We start from the raw sequence: 19749 nt of genomic DNA on the forward strand, positions 1-19749 counted from the left end.
CTAGGCCGTGTTGACAAAGAGGATTCCCAAATCGCGTAGGTTCTGATTCAAGGTGGCTTTTGGGGAAGCTACCTTGATCCGTGGTCTGATGAGCGATGAGGAATGGGCCTGCCTTGAGCCCTTCGTGATTGAGCGTGGTGCACGCAGCGGTCGGCGCCCACGAAATCACCGGCTTGTCCTGGATGGCATTTTCTGGATCGCACGAACGGGCGTAGCCTGGCGCGATCTGCACGAGCATTTCGGCAAATGGTCATCGGTTTACCGCCAGTTCCGGCGCTGGACGCTGTCTGGTCTGTGGGAGTTGCTGCTCGAAGCCTTCAACGAAAGCGGAGGCGGCGGCCCCAGCCTGCAAATGATCGACAGCACAATAATCCGGGCGCACCACTGTTCAGCCGGCGCTAAAGGGGGACTCCGTGTCAGGGTCTTGGCCGCTCAAAAGGTGGCTTTACGACCAAGATCCACCTCCGTGTCAATGCGCTGGGCTTGCCCATAGCGGTGGCGCTGACCGGGGGCGAAGCTTCCGACTTCAAGGGATATATGCCGGTCATGGATGCCGATGGACCAGCGCCCAAGGTGCTGCTGGCCGACAAGGGCTATGATGCAGACTTCATTCGCAAGGACATGGAGAAGCGCGGCGGTATTGCCATGATCCCGACCAAGCGGAACCGGCTGATCCAATTGCCCGTCGATGCCGCGATCTATGCCCTGCGCAACATGGTCGAACGCTGCTTTAACAAGCTCAAGAACGCCCGAAGGCTGGCAACCCGCTATGACAAAACCGCCGATAGCTACCTCGGCTTCATCCACATCGTCTCAATCCGGCTGTGGACCCGCCAATTTGTCAACGCCTCCTAGGGACGGCGTCGCTGAAATGAAGTGGGTTAAGCCATCTGCCAGCACCGCGTGGAGTGGGCAAAAGTACGGGCATTCGATTGAGCGAATGGCCGGTTTCGGCCTGCACCGTCGTTCCCGAGTTTGCATAGGAACGGCTTAACTTGGTCGCGACCTGCCGGTTACCAGAAAGTCGCACCTGGGAACGCGAAATCGGCGGCTGAACGACCGAGAAGGGGCGCCAGCTGACGATGCCATGCTGTGATCTCGAATTGCGCTGGATCGGTGCCGGAGCCGTGAAGTTTCCTCGCTCGCACAGACCAGTCGGCGACGAAAAATTGTAAATCTGACTGCAAGTAATTTGGGCTATCGTGGTGAGGGATTCTGTCGAAATCGGCTACCACAAGCAGTCGGTCGTCCCGCATTGGCAACGCTTCGGCGATTGGCGTCTTTGTCGAGGGTGGAATTGGGGGCGGCGAGGGTCTCAATTTCTAGAAATTGACAAGAATATCAGTTTGATATTGGTGATCGGGTGATCCCTCCTTCGCTACCACCTTCAACATACCTTCGGTTTGGTTCGAGAGTCGCTGGCGGCGCGCTTCGCCTGGCGCTCAGCGTCGGCGGTGCATCGCATAAGCGAGGGTGTGGGTTGCAAGCAGGGGGGCGATCCAATCGGCCCATTGATCCAGTTTTGGCCAGACTCTCAGGTCGAACGGGCCCCACCAGGGCATGTTCGCGCGGAGGCCGGCCCCGAAGGTTTCGATCCATCGATATTCCGCCTGCGCCGCTTCCCTTCCGAGGAAATAGGCCGAAGCGGCTGCCGCGCCGATCCACCAGCTTCCGGTGAGAAGGCGCAGCAGGGCTTGCACGGCGAGGGCCAGGACAGCGTGTTCGATCAGGTTCATGACCCATCACTACACATGCCGCCCAGCGATCAGAAGTCCGGCAGTCGTTGTTCGGTGAAGCCCCAGCCGTGCAGGGCCGAAGAGCGCTCGATCAAAGCCTCGGCATCGTCGATAGAGAAGGGGTGCGCATCCTTCGTGCTGTCGAGTTCGTCCCAGGAGATGGGCACGGCGACCGGCGCGCCGGCGCGCGCCCGCGCGGAATAGGGCAGGACGGCAGTGCTGCCGCGCTGGTTGCGCAGCCAGTCGATGAAGATCTTTCCCTTGCGCTTGGCCTTGCTCATCGTCGCCACGAAGCGATCGGGTTCGGCGGTGCTGAGCGCTTCGGCGAAGCGGCGGGCGAAGTCCTTGTGCGTTTCCCAGTCGTGCCCCGGCGTCAGCGGCACCACGACGTGGACACCCTTGCCGCCCGAGAGCATGGCGAAGCTGACGAGCCCGATGTCCGAAAGCTGTCGGCGCAAGTCCTGGGCGGCGCGGCGGCAGTCGGTGAAGTCCAGCCCTTCGTCCGGGTCGAGGTCGAAGATCATGCGGTCCGGCTTTTCGACCGCATCCGCGCGCGATTCCCAGCCATGGAATTCGATCGTGCCCATCTGCACACAGGCGACCAGACCGTCCGCGTCGTTGATGTAGAGATAGTCCTCGCTGCCGCCGTCCTTCTCGCGGATGGGCACATGGAAGACGTGATCGCCGAACGACCCGCTGTCGTGCTTCTGGAAAAAGCACTTGCGGGCGCGGCCTTGCGGGCAGCGCACGAGGCTGATCGGCCGGTTGGCTGCATAGGGCAGCATAAGCGGGGCGACGGCGGCGTAATAATCGGCAAGCTGGCCTTTCGTCTGGCCGCTTTCCGGGAAGATCACGCGATCGCGGCTGGACACTTCCACTTCGACGGCGGCCTTGGGGCTGGGCTTGGGCATCTCCGGGGTGACCTCCCTGGCGGACTTGTCGCTGCGCAGGCCGAGGAAGCTGGCATGGCGGACTCGGCCCTCGGACGTGAACTCGGCGAACGCGATTTCGGCGACGAGCTTCGGCGTCACCCAGGTTGCGCCGCGTGCCTCCACACGATCCACTTCGGCAGGGGCGGTCTTGCGGGCGAGCGGGTCCAGCCGATCGGCCAGTTCGCGCAAGGTCTCAGTGTCGAACCCGGTGCCGACCTTGCCGCGATAGATCAGCTTGCCGTCCTCGTGCTGCGCGAGGAGCAGGGAGGAAAACGGCCGGCCTTTCGCGCGCGATCTATTCCAGCCGACGATCACGAACTCCTGCCGGCGGGTGCATTTCACCTTGACCCAGTTGCGGGTGCGGCGGCCGGCGTAGGGCGCGTCGATCCGCTTGGCGATCACGCCTTCCTGGCCGGCGGCACACATCGCTTCGAACAGCTTTTCGCCTGCGGCAATGACGTGATCGGCCACGAAGATCGGTGCCTTGGCCTCGGCCAGCAGAGCCTCCAATCGTTCCTTGCGCTCGATATTGGGCAGGGGAGCGAGGTCTCTGCCGTCGAGTTCGAGCAAGTCGAAGGCGTGGAACTCCAGCGCATCGGTGACTTTCTGCGCGCCATGGCCGCGCTTCAGCACCGCTTGCAGGCTGGAGAAGTTCGGGTTGCCGTCCGGCCCCCGCGCAACGATTTCGCCGTCGATGAGGCTGGGCGGCAAGTCCAGCGCGGCCAGTTTTTCGATCAGGGGAGCGAACTTGTCGCTCCAGTCCAGACCGCTGCGCGTGTAGATCCGCACTTGCTCGCCCGAGACGGCGGCAAGCGCGCGATAGCCGTCGAACTTGATCTCGTGCATCCACAAGTTGCCGCCCGGCACGGTGTCGACGAGCGTTGCCAGTTGCACGTCCCGAAACTTCGGCGGGGCAGCGGCGCGGCTGCTTCTTGATCGCCGCGCGGGTTGCGCTTTGACCGCACCGGCGTTGTGCTTCGAGGCCTCGTTCATGGCCTTGGAGAACGCCTTGCCGCTCTTTCCCTCGAGCGACTGCGCGCCCTGTTTGTCGGCAGCGATCTCGGCCATCGTGCGGCCGGTCAGCACGCTGGTCAGACCTTCCTCGACTAGCCCGTCGCCGGAAAGAGCGTGACTGTCACCCACTTTTCGCAGCAGCCAGTTCTCGCGCTTTTCACCGGGACGGCCTTTCATCCGTACGAGCAGCCACTCGCCTTTCATCCTCTCGCCCTCGAGCGTGAAGTGCAGGTGCCCGGCCTCCAGATCGCTGGCGCTCTTGCCTGCGACCGGTGCCCAGGTGCCTTGGTCCCAGAGCATGACCGTGCCGCCGCCGTACTCGCCTTGAGGAATCGAGCCTTCGAACCGGGCATAGGAAAGGGGATGGTCCTCGGTGCGGACGGCGAGGCGCTTGTCGCCGGGGTCGGCGCTCGGCCCCTTGGTGACGGCCCAGGACTTGAGCACGCCGTCCACTTCCAGCCGGAAGTCCCAGTGCAACCGCCGTGCGGCGTGCTTCTGCACGATGAACAGCCGGCCGCTCTCGCTCGTCTGCTTCTTGCCCGCCGGTTCTGCCGTCCTGGCGAAATCGCGCTTGCGATTGTACTCGGCAAGAGGATCTGCCTTGCTCATCGCTTGGGATCCTCCTTTTCGGCCTTGTCGTCACAAGGGTGATGAGCGCGAATCCAGCGTGCCTCGGCGAAGTGCAGCATTGTCACCATGACCAAGCTGACGACCAGGCCGATGACCACCAGCGGCCATTGGCCCGCCCCGCAAGCGATGCCGATGATCGCGGTGAGCCAGATGTGCGCCGCTGTGGTCAGGTTGTGCAGGCGTCCGCGCGAGAACACGATCAGCCCGGCACCGATAAAGCCCACGAACGCGCCAGTGGCCTCGAAGATGCGCAAGGGATCCATGCGGTCGCCGTGCAACTGGAGGTAGAGACCGATGATCGAGGTGGTCATGGTTGCGGCGGCCACGCAGACCAGGCCGTGCGTGCGAAGACCGGCCGGATGGCCATGCCATTCCCGGTCGAGCCCGAGCAGCAATCCGACTACGGCCGCCACGCTGAGCCGCAGCAACACTTCGGAATCTATAGCGTCCAGAGGTATCGCCGGGTTGAGCTCCATGGTTCAGGCGCGCTTGCGCGTGCGCGGCGGATCTGCGGCTTTCCCGGCGCTCGATTTCGTGGCCGGAGGCTTTTTTGCCGCAGGCTTTTTTGCGCCCGTCTTGTTTATAGTCGTCTTGCTTGCTGCCGTCTTGGTTGCAGCAGCCTTCTTCGCGGCGGGAGTCTTCGTCGCTGCCTTCCGGGCGGGAGCTTTCTCTTCGGACGTCTTCCGCTCGGCCGCCTTGCTCGTCCCGCCGCTGTCGCCCACCGATTTCCTGAGCGCGGCCATGAGGTCGATGACGTTGCTCCGGTTGCCGCCGGCCGGTTCCTCCACGTCCTCCAGCACGCGCGTGTTGCTCTTGGACTTGGCCTTCTTGTCGATCAGGCGGTGGAGCGCATCGATATAGCGATCGTGGAACTCGGCAGGGTGGAAGGGCGCGCTTTTCTTTTCGATCAGCGTGGTCGCCAGATCGAGCAGATCGGCGTCCGGCGTGGTCTCCGCAATCTCGCGGAAGTAGCCCTGGGCCTTGTGCACTTCGTCGGCGTAGCGAAGCACTTCCATGACGAGGCCTCGCCCGCAGGGCTTTATCGAGACGAGCTGCTCACGGCCGCGCACCGCCAGTTGCCCGAGCCCGACCTTGCGGCTGCGGCGCAGGGCTTCTCGCAGGACGACATAGGCCTCTTCGGCAAGATCGTCGGCCGGGACGATGAAGTACGGCTTCTCATAGTAGAGCACGTCGATGTCGCCGGCGTCCACGAACTGCACCAGTTCCAGCGTCTTGCGGCTCTCTATCTTGACGGCCTCGATCTCTTCCTCGTCGAGCAGGACATAGTTGCCCTTGGAGATCTCGTAGCCCTTGATGATCTCGTCACGGTCGACCGGGCCGACGCCCGGGGCGACTTTCTCGTAGCGGATGCGCTTGCCGCTCGGCTCGTGGATCTGGTGAAAGGAGATTGCCGCGCCGGACTTGGTGGCCGGGTAGACCTCGATCGGAATGGACACCAGGGCCAGCCTGATCTGTCCTTGCCAGTATGCGCGTGCGGCCATGACCCACTCCTATCTCGCCGATGAGAAAGGCGTGGAAGGCGGGCTTGGTTCCCGCCCGCCGGAGTGATTGGCCAGCCGGTCTGCTAGCAGGCCCTCAGCCGGTGACGACGGCGCTGATACGGTGGAAGAAGGGATGATGCGGCGTAGCGCCGTGGGCGACTTGTGCGAACATGCCCTCGCCAAGGTTCGGCAGCTTGGATTCGACGCTGCAGACTTCCTCGCCGCCGCGCACGTCGATATGCGCGTGGAGCTTGCCGTCGAACTCCAGGCCGATATCGACGGCATGGGGGAACTCGGTGCGGAGCACCTCCAGCACTCGATTGAGACGATCGGTCAAGGACTCTTCATCGGAAGGATTGGGAAGCGAGGAACCGTCGATCGAGTAGAGGGATGCATCCTTGCGCATGGGGCGCCTCCTTGAAAACCGGCGGCGGAAGCATCGCCGGTCCAGGCCAGCTTACCCGTTTTCCCGTAGCAGGAAACATCGCAGTTTATGCCCGGCGCACGGCTCGCCGCGTTTCAGGTTTTCATCCTGTCGCGCCCGTGGGGACTGTCCAGATCAAGTACCGGACCGCAGGGCACAATCCCGGTGGGATTGATCGTGCGGTGGCTCTGGTAATAGTGCCCCTTGATGTGCTGGAAGTTCACCGTGGAGGCGACACCCGGCAATTGGTAGATGTCCCGCAGGAAGCCCTGGAGCGCCGGATAGTCGCTTATTCGCCGCAAGTTGCACTTGAAGTGGCCGACGTAGACGGCGTCGAATCGGATGAGCGTGGTGAACAGCCGGATATCCGCTTCGGTTAGCTGGTCGCCCACCAGATAGCGGCGTTGCGACAAGCGCTCCTCCAGCCAGTCGAGCGACTCGAACAAGGGCGTCAGCGCTTCCTCATAGGCTTCCTGGCTGGTGGCGAAGCCGGCCTTGTAGACGCCGTTGTTGACCGTGTCGTAGACGCGGGCGTTCACGGCGTCGATCTTATCGCGCAGAGCCTCGGGATAGAAGTCTCCGGGGGCCGCGCCCAGGCCGTCGAACGCCTTGTTGAACATGCGGATGATCTCGGAGGATTCGTTGTTCACGATCCGGCCGGTCTCGCGGTCCCAGAGCAGCGGTACGGTGACTCGTCCGCTGTAGGCGGGGTCGGCGGCGGTGTAGACCTGGTGGAGGTATTCGGCGCCGTGGATCGGATCGGCGATCACGCCGGGCGCAGGATCGAAGGTCCAGCCCATTTCGAGCATGAGCCAGTTCACCACCGAGATGGAGATCAGGTGTTCCAGTCCCTTGAGCGCGCGGACGATCAGCGCGCGGTGCGCCCAGGGGCAGGCGAGGCTGACGTAGAGGTGGTAACGGCCGGGCTGGGCAGGGAATTCACCCTCGGGCGTGATCCAGTCCCGAAAGGCGGAATCCTTGCGGACGAAGCGCCCCCCGGTGGACTCGGTATCGTACCAGACGTCGTGCCACTGACCGTCTACGAGCATTCCCATGATCAAACTCCCACGCGTGAAAGAGTGGAGAGATCCCCGCGGCGAATTGTTCCGCAGGCTGGGGCCGTTTTCCTTGCGGTCAGCGGCTCCTGGGAGGCGGGCTTTTCCAGCAGAGCCAAGCCACGTTGAGCCAGGCGCCCATGGTCAAGTGGCCGGCCCAGGCCACAAGGGCGTAGCCGAAGCCGAAGGCGAAGATGTCGATCGCCAGGATCAGTGCGATCAGCGCCCAGCCGCCGATCCGCAGCCGTCCAGCTTCACGCTCGGACAAGGTGCGGCCGGCAAGATCGCGCTGGTGGCGCTTCATCGACAGGGCCAGCGCCGCGAAGGCGGTCACGGCCAGGACCAGGGAAAGAAAATGGATCATGCCGCCATGACCTCCTGCGTCTTGCGCGGCGCGGGACGAGGGCCTTCCACGCGCTTGCGGGCAGCCCGCCGGGCACCCAGGGCGAAGCCGGCAGCCAGCACCAGCATCGCGGCGTCGAACGAGACGAACAGCCAGTCGCCCGCGAGCAGGCTGGCCGGCAGGCCGCGCGACGTCGTGATCGCATTGACCAGCGGTACGGCGGCGAAAAGCCCAGCGGCAAGCCCCATCATCTCGGGCCAGGCACGCGCCGCCGGCCGGATGATTGCCCAGATCAGAACGCCGAGCCAGGCCAGGAACAGGCTGTTCACCTCCTGGTCGGCCCGATCGGCAAGCCATGCCGGCAGCAGGCGATTGGCGAGGAAATAGGTGGCGATCGCGGCCGGGAAGCCCGCGATGGTGGCGATGTTGAGCTTCTCGACGAGCCGGAAGCCGAAGTGGGGCCGGCTCGGATCGGGGAGCTTGCTGCGCCGCTTCACCGTCCAAAGCACGAGGCCGCTGCCGACCATGATCGTGCCGCCTACGCCGGACAGGAAGTAGAGCCAGCGCAGGCCGTATTCGGCGAAGCGGCCCGCGTGGAGCCCGATCATCACGCTTTCGGTTGCCAAGGCAGCACCCTTCGGCATGCTTTGGTCCAGCGGCTTGCCGGTAACGCCGTCGAACGTCACTTCCTCGCCGCGCGAGCCGATGGCGGCTTCGGGAGCGCGGGTGGCGCCGATGCGGGCGGTGGCGTCGCCGGGGTTGGTCACGCGCAGATAGCCCACGGCCTTGCCGCCCCACTGGGCAGAGGCAGAGCGCATGATTGGCCCCACGGCACACAGCGGCGCCGCTTTTCCGCTTCGCGCCACGTCCTCGCTATTGCCGAACACGGCGTTCGAGAAAGCCGACCGATCGGCATAGTTCGCCGCGATGCCCCAGGGCATATACATGGTCGCCAGCGTGACGAGCCCGGTGAACGTGATCATCAGGTGGAAGGGCAGGGCGATCACGGCCGTCACGTTATGCGCGTCCAGCCAGGACCGCTGCCCCTTGTTGAAGCGCAGCATGAAGAAGTCGGCGAAGATCTTCTTGTGGGTGATGATGCCCGAAAGGATCGCCACCAGCATGAACATGGCAGCCACGCCGACCAGGTAGCGGGCCCAGTATACCGGCATGTAGTGGAGGTCGAAATGGAAGCGATAGAGGAAGAACCCGCCCCGCGTCTCGCGCGTGGAGATCTCGTGGCCGCTCTGGTCGAGCACGGCACTGGTTTCGCGGCGCTTCGCAGGCTTCGCGTTTTCGCCGGGCTGCCAATAGACCTGCGTGGTGGCGCTGCGGCTGTTGGGCGGCGTGATGAACCAGCTTGCTGCATCGGGCGCGGTGCGCTGGAGGTAGCGGACGGCGCCTTCGGCCGAAGCCACCGGATCGGCCTTTCCAGTCACTTCCGGCTGCATCCAGCGGGTGATCTCGTCCTGGAAATAGGCGGCGGTCCCGGTCGCGAACATGGCGAACAGCAGCCAGCCCAGCAGGAGCCCGGCCCAGGTGTGCAGCAGCGCCATCGACTGGCGCAGGCCCTCCTTCATAGCCGGGCTCCCATGCCGGGGGAAAGCCAGAACAGCCCGCCGCCGAGGGCGCCTGCGACGAACAACCAGAGCCACAATTGGAAGATCGACCGAAGGCCGAAGGCGAACAGCACGATCGTGGCGAAGACGGCGAAGGACAGCAGCGTCGCGGCGACGCTGGCTTCGGCGGGGTTGACCGCCAAGCACTGCGCCAGGAGCCGGGCGACACAGGCGGTCAGCAGCGAAGTGACCAGATAGTTGGCGGGAACGGCCGCGAGGATGCGCGAGGCCACGTTCCAGCGGCCGCTCCCGCCAGTCTTGTCACTGGGGCGGCTTTTCGCACTGGTTTCGACGCCGCTCCTGGCCATGCCTGATCATTCCCCGAGAACGAGATATTGCAAATCAATCGCAACTAAGCTCGGTAGTTTCCGGCGGCGCCGAAGTCAATGCTTCAGCGCTGCGGAGCCGGCCTCGATCATGCCCGCCTCGATTGTCCGAGCTTTGAAGATGCCGTTCCTCAAACCGTCATGATACGTCCCTAGGGCAGCGCGCGCCGGATAGAGCGGCAGGGCGCAGGGCGAACAAAACAGTGCTTTCCAATGTCATCGATCGTCCTGTGCCGGCCGCGCAGGACTGGAATGCAGCGCGCGCCGCGCTTCTGCGCTACTTGCGGGCCAAAGGCGCGCCGCCCGACCTGGCCGACGATGTGGCGCAGGAAACGCTTGCTCGCCTGATCGCGCTCAGCCACACGCAGCAGATCGGCAGTGTGTTTGCACTGGCCTTCAGGATCGCGGACAACCTGATCGTCGATGGCCGGCGCCGGGAGGCTCGCCGGCGGGTTCGCGAATCCGGGGAAGTTGACGAGGAATGGGAAAGCGATGGCCCTTCGCTCGACAGGGTTCTCGATTCGCGGCGGGCATTGGACGTGCTTTCGCTTTGCCTGGGACGCATGCCGCCGCTGCGCCGGGAAGTGCTCATCCGCAGGCGCCTGAACCAGGAAAGCTGCCGCGCGATCGGCGAAGATCTGGCGATGAGCGCCAAGGCCGTGGAAAAGCACATCACGCGCGGCCTGCTGGATCTGCGCGCTGCTCTGGACCGCGCGGGTGTGGACGTGGCAGGGATCGGCGGATGAACGCCGCTCATCAGGAATTCGACGAGATCGATCGCCAGGCCGCGCAGTGGGTCGACCGGATGAACCGGCCGCTGCACGATGCCGAAGTGGCGGCCGAGTTCGACCGCTGGATCATGGACGATCCCCGCCATGTCGAAAGCTATGCCCGGTTTCAGGCCCTGTGGCAGTCCGGCAGCCTGTACCATGCGTTGCAAGCCGGCGAAGAGGGGCCGGAAGACTGCGGCACCGCTGCGGAACCGGCGGCGAACCGGGCCCCTCAAGCCTGGAAGCAATTTGCTGCTTTCGCGGGTGCCGCGCTCTGCCTGGTGGGTCTGGTATCCCTGGGCGCGCGGGCTCTGGTCAGCGAATCGCGCTATGTCGCCGCGCAGGGAGCCACGCGCGCCGTGGCCTTGGCCGACGGATCGAAAGTGCGCCTGAGCGGCGGAACCAGGATGAGCGTGCGCATGACGCCGTGGTCGCGGGAAGTGTCGCTGCAGCAGGGTGAAGCCTTTTTCGACGTTGCCCACGAGAAGCTGCGGACCTTTTCCGTGAATACCGGCAATTCCAGCGTGACGGTGCTTGGCACGGCCTTCGATATCGACCTCGTCGATCACGAGACGCGCGTGGTCCGGGTCTACCGGGGCCTTGTGAGCGTGGATGCCGGGGCGGGGCGGCAATGGCGCCTCCCGGCGGGCAGCGGTATAGAAGTCGGCGGCGGGCGGGTGCGCAGCCTGGGCGAAGTGCGCGGGGATCATCCCGGCTGGATCGACGGCTGGTTCGATGCCGACGATACTTCAGTGCAGCAGTTGGTGCGGCGCATCAATCGCGGATCGCGTCTTCCCGTGGTGCTGGCGGACCCGGGCCTGGGCGATCTGCTGGTGACCGGGCGTTTCCAGACCTCCGATGCCGAGATGGTGCTCGAAGCGGTCGCCGCGATTCACGACTTGCAGTGGCGCAAGGAACCCGCGCGCTACGTCCTGTCGCGCTGAGGTCCTGGAGCGCTTCGGGCGCTGCGCGTGCAGACGCCGGACGTGTCATCAAGATTACTTGATAAAGACATGAAAATGTAAGAAAAAATATTTGTCGGGATCGGCCGGGTGCGCGCGTCTTCCCCCCGAATGCCTAATCCAACGGGGGATCTGATGTTTCGTTCGAATAAAGCCCTGGCGCGGGTTTCCGCGCTGGCGATCGCGCTTGCAACCTTCGGGGGCGGCCTGGCGGTGCCGGCCGCGCAAGCCCAGACAGCGCAATTTACGTTCACCATTCCATCGCAGGACCTGGGCCGGGCGCTTCAGGAATTCTCGCGCGTCACCGGCATGCAGGTCGCGGCGGCGCCGGATGCGGTGCGGGGGCGCCGCAGCATGGCGATTTCCGGCAGGATGAGCGCGCAGCGGGCGCTGTCGCAGCTCGTGCGCGGCGCCAATGTCGAGACGCAAGTGCGTGGGAGCACGGTTATCCTGAAAGCGCGGGGCGCCCAGCCGCGCCCGGTTGCCGTGACCGCGCCGCTCCGCCGGGCGGCGCCGGTGGCAGCACTCGCCGCCGAAGAGCCTGCCGGGGGCAGCGACAGCGAGATCGTCGTCACCGGCTATATCGAGGCAGTCCAGCGCTCGCTCGACATAAAGCGCGGGAACGATACCGTTTCGGACACGGTCAGTGCCGACGACATGGGCAAGCTGCCCGCCAACAACGTCTCCGAAGCGCTGGCGCGCCTGCCTGGCGTCAATGCCGTGCGCAGTCCTACCACGGGGGAGGGCGACCGCATCACCGTGCGCGGGCTTTCGACCGAGCTGAACAACTACTCGATCAACGGCGTGCGCCTGGGCGGTGCCGGCTCGCGAGACAACAACTTCTATCGCGGCGTTCGTCTTTCGGTGCTGCCGCCCGACGGCATCAAGCAGATCACCGTCTACAAGACCCTGACGCCCGACCGCGACGGCGACGCGCTGGGCGGCTCGGTGGACATCTCCACGCCTACTGCCTTCGACCAGACGCCCACTTACGCCCGTCTCTCGGTCGAGGGCGGGATGCTGGACAAGTACGACAATCGCAAGTCCGGCCAGGTCTCAGGCGCGCTTTCGCGTCAGTTCAACGAGCATTTCGGCGTGTACGTTTCCGGCAACTGGAGCCGTCGCAAGTCGCAGTTCGAGCAGAACGGCGTCGATGGCGACAACCAGCCGGACACCTGGTACGACGACAGCGAGACGCTGGGCTGGGATCCCAACCGCTTCGTCATGCGCGGCATGAACCTTGGCTTCGGCGAGACCGACGTGAAGCGCTGGGGCGCCAATACCAGCATCGACTACCGCTCTGACGACCACGATTTCCACTTTCGCGGGCAGTACAACAAGTACCGCAAGGACGAATTCCTCAACCGCCTGAACTTCCGCAACGATACGTCCAAGAACTCGGCCCGCCTTTCGCAGGTGGATACCGACGACACCACGCTGCTCCAGCCCGATGACAACGTGACCGGCTATGATGCGAAGCTCGGCCGCATCTACGGTTACACCGCGGGCCAGATCGTGGATCGCGACGGCGACGGATTGATCACCGATGCCGACCGTTCGACGCGTTCGTTCTACAGCCTCAACGGTGGTTCCGGTACCTGGGATCCGCAGGGCTTTCGCCTTCGCCGTTTCTGGGAAGGCTCGCGCGAGACGGGCAGCCTTGCTTCGGCCAACCTCGGCGGCGTTTCGCGCTTGGGCGAGGTGACGGTGGACTACGACGTGTCCTACTCGCAATCCGAGGACAATCTCGACGACGGCTACACGCTGGAATTCCGCAGCGACAAGTACGGCTGGCTGGGCAACCAGGGCGTGCTGTTCAGCAGCAGCGAGGATTCCCGCTTCCCCAAGTGGCTGCTCAATTCGGCCGGTCTGGCTGCCGTTCAGGATCCCTCGCAGTACGACTTCAGCAGCTTCGAAGGCGAAGTGGGCGGCAGCAGCGAGAAGCTCTGGCAGGCGCAGTTCAACGTCGAATGGAAGCCGGTGGATTCCTGGGTCGAGTCTTTCAAGGCCGGCGCCAAGTTCTACAACTCGCGCCGCCGCACCTACCAGGGCTCGTTCCTGAACCTGGAGGCGGACGGCACGCTGGCGGACTTTTCCCAGTTCTACGGCAAGGACGTGAACAGCCTGTTCGGAGGCGCCTATAGCGGCCTCTATCGGCTGGGAACGACGATCGACAATCGCAAGATGCTGGCCGAACTCCAGCGCGCCGGGGACGGCGAAAGCGAGATATTCGACGGCTTCGCGGTCGATCCCGACGAGGCCGAACTCTCGAACGAGGACAGCTTCCGCTTCGAGGAGCGCGTGATCTCTGCCTATGCCATGGGCACGGCGCGTTTCGGCCGGGCGCAAGTGATCGCAGGCCTTCGCATGGAGGCGACGCGCAACACGATCGACGCCTGGAACATGGACCTGATCCAGGGCGAACGCTTTGTCTCGGACAAGTCCAGCTTCGTCAACGTGCTGCCCTCGGTCCACGTCAACTACGAACTGGACGACCGCACCAAGCTGCGCGGCGCCGTCTGGACCAGCTTCGCCCGTCCCGACATCGCCCGCATGAGTTCGGCGCGTGAGTACGGCTACGACACGGACCCCGATGGCGACGGCGATGAAAACCCGATCTCGCAATGGGTGCTGACCTCGATCGCGCAGGGCAATCCGAACCTCAAGCCGATGCGCTCGCTCAACCTCGACATGTCGCTGGAGCACTATGCGGGCCGCACCGGCGCCTATTCGGTGGCGCTCTACTACAAGCACATCACCAACTTCCTGTTCCGCTCCTCCTCCAGCAACATCCGCGACGGGACGCTGGGAGAGAACGTCGATCCGGCGGGCGTGGCGATCTCCATGCCCAACAACGGCAAGACGGCGGAAGTCTACGGTATGGAAATCAGCGGCCAGCAGCTGCTGCACTGGCTGCCGGGCATCCTCGGCTCGCTGGGCGTCGGCGGCAACCTGACCCTGCAGCGCTCCAGGGCCGTGACCGGGCTTACCTGGCACCCGGACGGCTACAAGCTGCCGCTGATGGAAACGCCGGAGACGATCGCCAACCTCCAGCTGTTCTGGGAGCGCAAGGGCTGGGAAATCTACGGTGCGTGGAACTATCAATCCAGATTCCTCGGCGGCATCCAGGACTTCGGCAACAATCCCTATGAGCAGGCCTATAGCTTCGTGGACCTGACGTTCCGCAAGACCTTCCTCAAGAAGTCCTCGGTGCAGCTTCAGGTTCAGAACCTCTTCGATTCGCACACTTATTGGGAAACCGTGTCCTCCGGGACGGGGGCAAGCCGCGCATACATCAAGAACGGGCGCAGCGTGACGCTCGGCCTGAACCTGATCTTCTGAGGATCCTGCGATGAAGATGAAGACACTTATCCTGCTGGGCACGCTGGCTGTGTTGCCGCCACTCCCGGCACGCGCCGCCGATGCGCCAGCTGCGCAGCAGGGGCCGTTGGCGCCGGCCAACGTCCGGCCCGAGCGCGTGATCCTGAACCTCACCGCCGATCCGGCGACCGAGATGGCCGTGACCTGGCGCTCGGCGCCGGGTCACGCCGGGCAAGTCCAGTATGCGAAGGCGACGAATAGTCCCGACTTCGTGAAGGCGCCGCTGTCGGTCGCGGCCAAGACCGACGATGCCACCCTTGCGGTGCGCGAAGACCCGGCTTTCCGCGCCGCCTATCACTCGGCGGTGCTGACCGGCCTCGAGCCGGACACCGTCTATGCCTACCGCGTGGGGGACGGCGCGCAGTGGTCGGAATGGTTCCAGTTCCGCACCGCCGCGCGCGAGGCGAAGCCGTTCCGCTTCATCTACATGGGCGACATGCAGAACCAGATCCTGTCGGAAGCCTCGCGCACCTTGCGCATAGCCTTCCGCCAGGCGGGCGATGCGGCGTTCACGATCCATGCCGGAGACCTGATCAACCGGCATGACAGCGACGCGGAGTGGGGCGAGTGGTTCGCCTCGGGCGGCTTTCTCTATGCCCAGACGCCGCAGATGCCGACGCCGGGCAACCACGAATACGTGCGGGACGAGGCGGCGCGCGCGGGATCGTCGATCAACGGCCAGTGGCGCCGCCAGTTCACTTTGCCCGAAAACGGCCCGGCCGAGGTTCCCGCCAGCCGGGAAACCAGCTGGTACACCGACTACCAGGGCCTGCGCCTGATCTCGATCGATTCGATGCAAGTCGATCGTGACGAAACCGCGCGCAAGGCTATCGTGACGTGGCTGGACGGTCTGCTGGCGAAGAACCCGAACCGCTGGACGGTGCTGTTCCTGCACTTTCCGCTGTTCTCCAGCGAACCGGGGCGGGACAATCCCAAGGTCCGCGCCGCGCTGAAGCCGCTGATCGACAAGTACCATGTCGATCTCGTGCTTCAGGGCCACGATCATGGCTATGCGCGCGGAGCGATCGGCAAGGACGGCCCCGCCGCCGACGATGCGGGTACGACTTATGCCGTCTCGGTCGCCGGGCCGAAGATGTACGATGTCGGCAGCTTGCCCTGGGCGCGCAAGTCGGCCTCGCGCACGCAGGCCTATCAGGTGATCGACGTCAGCCAGGGCGAACTCAGCTATCGCGCCTATACCGCCACGGGTGAGCCTCTCGACGCGGTAACCCTGCGCAAGCCCCGACAGTGAAAAGGCCGGAGCGAGGGGCATCGCTCCGGCCTTCATCGGGCCACCTTCGAATTGCGACCCGAAGGGCGGCTTTGCCTTAATCGAGCATGGTCTGGCGCAGCTTGGCGATATCGGCGTCGGTCAGGCCGACCTTCTGCTTCAGGTAGCCTTCCGATCCGCCGTACTGCTGGTCGAGATAGGTGAAGAACTGCGCAAGGTGCGACGCGCCGCTTTTGGTGTAGAGCGGCTCGGCTTTCGCCGGCTGGCCGTCGGCGCCTGCGGCATAATACTTGAGAATGGGGTTGTTCGGGTAGTCGGCGGGATCGACCTTGGGCATCTCCCACTGCGGGCGCCGCAAGTCGGTGGAGCGGTGGTAGTCCTTCAGGATCGTTTCGCGATCGACCCCCAGCACGTCGTAGATCAGGGCCGTGGCGATGCCGGTGCGATCCTGTCCGGCCGAGCAGTGATAGACCACCGCGCCTTCGTTGGCGAGCAGGCGGTTGAACAGCGCGCGGAACTGCGGGACGAGCATCAGCTCCATGCCCTTGTACATGTTCTCGCCGCCGCTCTTGGCCATGTCCTTGAACAGGGGCTTGATCGAATAGTCGTTGGCCAGGAACAGCGCGCCGGTGCGGTCGTCGAGCATGTCCGGCGCGACTTCGCGTTCCTCGAGCGAGCGCAAGTCGACGATCGCGCCGAGATGGACCTGATCGAGCAGCGCGTAGTCGGCATCGGTCAGCAGCGGCATTGCGCCGGAGCGGAAGGCCTTGTCCCATTTCACGGTGCGACCGTCCTTGGTGACATAGCCGCCGATGTCGCGGAAGTTGCTGCCCTGCTGCAGCGGGAGCACCCGCTCGGCGACGACGGTGGTCTTGCCGCCCTTGCCCTGGAGGATGACATAGCGGCGTTCGCTTGCCGGGATCGGCAGCGTGAGCGTGGCAACGGTGCTGGCGGTGGCGATGCGCTGGTCGCCTTTGTCGAGCACCGGGTCGGTGCTGATCCAGACCGTTACCGGGCCGGTTTCCGTGCGGGCAAGTTCCACCGTCCGATCGTCCAGGCGGGTCAGCGTCGCCAGTTCGCGGGCCAGAGCGGGCGAGGCGGTGAGCGCCGCGAGAAGGACGATGGGGGCGATCTTGCGCATGAGCGAATTCCTTTATGTCGTGAAGATCGAGACCGTTAAAACGGATGTATGTATCCTTTGTGACAGGAAGAAGATGAAAATAGTAGACCAGATGCGACGACTATGCTGAATGGTGGATCTTGGTATAACGGATGTATGAGGACTTTCAAAAAAGGGGACTGCCTTTCGGCAGCCCCTCCTGGCTTGGTTTCCGGCGATCGGATCAGTCGCGGCCCTTGCCGAAGGCGACGATCTGGAGCAGCCCACCGGCCATCGCCACGTTCTTGAAGAAATGGATGAACTGGTTCTGGTCGCCCAGTTGGGCGTGGAAGAAGACGGCGGTGGTCAGGCTGAACAGGGCCAGTGCGGCAGCGACGCTGCGAAGGCGGTAGCCGGAGATCAGCAGCGCGCCGCCGATCACTTCTACCGCGACCGCACCGGCCAGGCCTAGGGCGGGAAGGGGGAGCCCAACGGAGGCGATATAGGCCATCGTTCCGGCCGGGTCGGAGATCTTGGACAGCCCGCTGAGGATGAAGATGGCGGCGATCAGCACGCGCCCGACCAGCGGCAGGACACGGATCAGGCGATTGTCGGCGGTAACGGGTGCGATCTGGGCGGTAGCGGTGTTCATGGCGTTTTCCTTGCTGTGAGAAGGGGCTCGGATGGTCACGAACCCTCGATGTCCAAGGAGATGCCGCAGAAAACCTTTTTCACAAATACCGATAAAATAACGACCGACGTTCAGGAAATCTGAAAAGTTGTCGCGGTTGTCGCGGTTGTCGCGGTTGTCGCGGTTGTCGCCTTCGCTTTTTCAGTGTTCGAGGTCGTTACCGCCAGCCTGGGCGATCGATCAGATATCCGGCAGTTCGCCCATCTGGCGGTCGAGCGCGCTCTGGGCCACGAAGCGGTCGAGCAGCCAGGCCGCCGCCGGGCCGGGCGGGGTGTCGCGCCGCCAGATGCCGCCGAAGCGATAGATGCCGCCGGGATGATCCGGCATCGACAGGCGCACGAGAGTGCCCGAAACCAGATCCGGCTCGATCATCGGCAGCGGCATGTTGCCCCAGCCGATGCCTTGCCGCAGCAGCGCGTGCTTTGCGCCCAAGTCGGCGAGGCGCCAGGTCTTCGGGCTCATGACCGAGAAATCCTTGCCCTCGGTGAAGCGCGAACGGTCGCTGAGCACGAGCTGCGTATATTCGCGGCCCGCGCCGGGCGGGATCGAATCCATGCGGCCGAGCGGATGGTCGGGTGCTGCCACCGGAACCATCGCCACCGAACCGGCGGAGGTGCTTTCGAGTCCCTCCACCCCTGCAAAGAGCGGGCCGGACAGGCCGACCGCCGCCGTTCCGTCGAGCACCATCGACGTGATCGCGCCGAGCGCCTCGACATGGAGGCGAAGCTGTACGGTGGGGAACTCGGCGGCGAAGGCGCGCAGGATCACGCCAAGGTTCTCGGCCGGGAACATGACGTCCACTGCAAGATCGACTTCCGCCTCAAGACCGTCGAGCAGGCCCTTCACTTTGGCGCGCAGGCCGTCAATTCCTTCCGCGACGCCGCGCGCTTCGGACAGCACGGCGCGGCCGGCCGTGGTCAGCTGAGGCTTGCGCGTGCCCTCGCGCTCGAACAGCAGGACGCCAAGCTGGGCTTCGAGATTGGCGATGCCATAGCTGATGACCGAGACCGCGCGGTTCAGCTTGCGCCCGGCAGCGGCGAAACTGCCGGTGTCGACGATGGCCAGGAAGATGCGAAGCTGGTCCAGCGTCGGCGTGCCGGGGTTACTCACTTTTCAATCTCCTAGAACAGTCAGGTCGATTTTATCCCTCTGAACTTGAAATGGAGGCAAGTCTATATGGGTTTCAACAGGACGGCACCTTATCCCGCCGCCCCCGGAGACAGGACATGATCGAACTTCGCCCCTTTGACAGCCTCGGCGGTGCCAACCACGGCTGGCTTGACGCCAAGCACCACTTCTCGTTCGCCGGCTACCACGATCCGGCCCGCGTCCACTGGGGCAACCTGCGCGTCTGGAACGACGATGCGATCGCCCCGCAGACCGGCTTCCCGCCGCACCCCCACCGCGACATGGAGATCATCACGTACGTCCGTGAAGGCGCGATCACCCATCAGGACAACCTGGGCAACAAGGGGCGCACCGAAGCAGGCGACGTCCAGGTGATGAGCGCCGGCACCGGCATCACCCACTCGGAATACAACCTCGAGGACGTGACGACGAAGATCTTCCAGATCTGGATCATCCCGACCCGCGACGGCGAAGAACCGAGCTGGGGCGCCAAGCCCTTCCCCAAGGGCGACCGTTCCGGCCAGTTCGTGACGCTCGCCTCGGGTTACGAGAACGACAACGACGCCCTGCCGATCCGCACCAATGCCCGCGTCGTGGGCGCTACGCTGAAGGCCGGCGAGACCGCCGAATACCCGCTGGGCAAGGATCGCAAGGCCTACCTCGTTCCCGCTATTGGCGCAGTGCAGATCGAGGACGTCCGCGCCAATGCCCGCGACGGTGTGGCGATCAGCGATGTCGAGGTGCTGCGCGTAACCGCCATCGAGGACAGCGAAATCGTCCTCGTCGACGCAGCCTGAGCAATACCGGGAGCGGGTGGATATCCATCCGCTCCCCATCTCCCCGATTGAAATTTTCCGGTTCGGCGCCAAGACTCTCCCCGGCGCTCAAACGCACAGAAGAAGCGCA

General features: G+C 64.4%; 19 protein-coding genes. 6 read left to right on the plus strand and 13 right to left on the minus strand.

Going from position 1 to position 19749, the window contains the following annotated elements:
• Window positions 1–238, minus strand: a 238-nt coding sequence (locus L284_RS48810) for a hypothetical protein (protein ID WP_235054345.1), incomplete at its 3' end; no start/stop codon positions are given.
• On the opposite strand from L284_RS48810, the gene L284_RS47490 reads away from it, so the two are divergent.
• Window positions 125–855 (plus strand): IS5 family transposase gene (locus L284_RS47490; protein WP_235054344.1). Its coding sequence is split into 2 segments (ribosomal slippage): window positions 125–410 and window positions 410–855, totalling 732 coding nucleotides; the frame shifts between segments, so codons are not numbered across the junction. The genes L284_RS48810 and L284_RS47490 overlap by 114 nt on opposite strands.
• A 587-nt stretch (window positions 856–1442) precedes the next feature.
• On the opposite strand, the gene L284_RS38255 is transcribed toward L284_RS47490, so the two are convergent.
• The 9 genes from L284_RS38255 to L284_RS0124390 form a co-directional block, all read right to left on the minus strand.
• Entirely contained in the window at window positions 1443–1736 is a 294-nt protein-coding gene (locus L284_RS38255; RefSeq protein WP_021234661.1) for a hypothetical protein, read from the minus strand.
• 29 nt (window positions 1737–1765) lie between these two features.
• The gene (gene ligD / locus L284_RS38260; RefSeq protein WP_021234662.1) at window positions 1766–4291 is read right to left on the minus strand and encodes a DNA ligase D; all 2526 of its coding nucleotides are present in this window, start codon (window positions 4289–4291) and stop codon (window positions 1766–1768) included.
• Entirely contained in the window at window positions 4288–4788 is a 501-nt protein-coding gene (locus L284_RS38265; RefSeq protein ID WP_021234663.1) for an MgtC/SapB family protein, read from the minus strand. The genes ligD and L284_RS38265 overlap by 4 nt, the downstream gene beginning before the upstream one ends.
• 3 nt (window positions 4789–4791) lie before the next feature.
• On the minus strand, window positions 4792–5814 hold the full coding sequence (gene ku / locus L284_RS38270; RefSeq protein ID WP_021234664.1) for a non-homologous end joining protein Ku: 1023 nt from the start codon (window positions 5812–5814) through the stop codon (window positions 4792–4794).
• A 94-nt stretch (window positions 5815–5908) separates the two neighbouring features.
• Complete coding sequence (locus L284_RS38275; RefSeq protein WP_021234665.1) at window positions 5909–6220, minus strand: hypothetical protein; 312 nt, start codon at window positions 6218–6220, stop codon at window positions 5909–5911.
• A 113-nt stretch (window positions 6221–6333) separates the two neighbouring features.
• Window positions 6334–7293 carry a glutathione S-transferase family protein gene (locus tag L284_RS38280; RefSeq protein WP_021234666.1) on the minus strand — a complete coding sequence of 320 codons (960 nt, stop codon included), beginning with the start codon at window positions 7291–7293 and terminating at the stop codon, window positions 6334–6336.
• Window positions 7294–7372: 79 nt separating this feature from the next.
• Window positions 7373–7657, minus strand: coding sequence for a DUF3325 domain-containing protein (locus L284_RS38285; protein WP_021234667.1), 285 nt, complete (start codon window positions 7655–7657; stop codon window positions 7373–7375).
• Window positions 7654–9216, minus strand: a complete 1563-nt coding sequence (locus L284_RS38290; protein WP_021234668.1) for a PepSY-associated TM helix domain-containing protein — start codon at window positions 9214–9216, stop codon at window positions 7654–7656. Before L284_RS38290 ends, L284_RS38285 begins: the two co-directional genes overlap by 4 nt.
• Entirely contained in the window at window positions 9213–9563 is a 351-nt protein-coding gene (locus L284_RS0124390; protein ID WP_021234669.1) for a hypothetical protein, read from the minus strand. Before L284_RS0124390 ends, L284_RS38290 begins: the two co-directional genes overlap by 4 nt.
• 221 nt (window positions 9564–9784) lie before the next feature.
• Between L284_RS0124390 and L284_RS38295 the strand changes: the two genes are divergently transcribed.
• The 4 genes from L284_RS38295 to L284_RS38310 all read left to right on the plus strand — a co-directional run bounded on the left by L284_RS38295 (window position 9785) and on the right by L284_RS38310 (window position 15946).
• On the plus strand, window positions 9785–10327 hold the full coding sequence (locus L284_RS38295; RefSeq protein WP_081674035.1) for an RNA polymerase sigma factor: 543 nt from the start codon (window positions 9785–9787) through the stop codon (window positions 10325–10327).
• Window positions 10324–11295, plus strand: coding sequence for a FecR family protein (locus L284_RS38300; RefSeq protein ID WP_021234671.1), 972 nt, complete (start codon window positions 10324–10326; stop codon window positions 11293–11295). The genes L284_RS38295 and L284_RS38300 overlap by 4 nt, the downstream gene beginning before the upstream one ends.
• A 153-nt stretch (window positions 11296–11448) precedes the next feature.
• Window positions 11449–14655: a TonB-dependent receptor gene (locus tag L284_RS38305; protein ID WP_021234672.1), complete on the plus strand. Its 3207-nt coding sequence runs from the start codon at window positions 11449–11451 to the stop codon at window positions 14653–14655.
• 16 nt (window positions 14656–14671) lie between these two features.
• On the plus strand, window positions 14672–15946 hold the full coding sequence (locus L284_RS38310) for a purple acid phosphatase family protein (protein WP_152524687.1): 1275 nt from the start codon (window positions 14672–14674) through the stop codon (window positions 15944–15946).
• 76 nt (window positions 15947–16022) lie between these two features.
• Here the strand turns inward: L284_RS38310 and L284_RS38315 are convergent, their stop codons facing one another.
• The 3 genes from L284_RS38315 to L284_RS38325 all read right to left on the minus strand — a co-directional run bounded on the left by L284_RS38315 (window position 16023) and on the right by L284_RS38325 (window position 18825).
• Entirely contained in the window at window positions 16023–17066 is a 1044-nt protein-coding gene (locus tag L284_RS38315; RefSeq protein WP_021234674.1) for a tyrosine-protein phosphatase, read from the minus strand.
• A gap of 202 nt (window positions 17067–17268) precedes the next feature.
• Window positions 17269–17676 (minus strand): DoxX family protein, encoded by a 408-nt coding sequence (locus tag L284_RS38320; protein WP_021234675.1) that lies wholly within the window; start codon window positions 17674–17676, stop codon window positions 17269–17271.
• A 219-nt stretch (window positions 17677–17895) separates the two neighbouring features.
• The gene (locus tag L284_RS38325; RefSeq protein ID WP_021234676.1) at window positions 17896–18825 is read right to left on the minus strand and encodes a LysR family transcriptional regulator; all 930 of its coding nucleotides are present in this window, start codon (window positions 18823–18825) and stop codon (window positions 17896–17898) included.
• A gap of 116 nt (window positions 18826–18941) precedes the next feature.
• Here L284_RS38325 and L284_RS38330 point away from each other — a divergent pair, with 116 nt between their 5' ends.
• Window positions 18942–19640 (plus strand): pirin family protein, encoded by a 699-nt coding sequence (locus L284_RS38330; protein WP_021234677.1) that lies wholly within the window; start codon window positions 18942–18944, stop codon window positions 19638–19640.
• Window positions 19641–19749: the final 109 nt, after the last annotated feature.

The organism is Novosphingobium lindaniclasticum LE124, assembly GCF_000445125.1.
Taxonomy (GTDB): Bacteria; Pseudomonadota; Alphaproteobacteria; order Sphingomonadales; family Sphingomonadaceae; genus Novosphingobium; species Novosphingobium lindaniclasticum.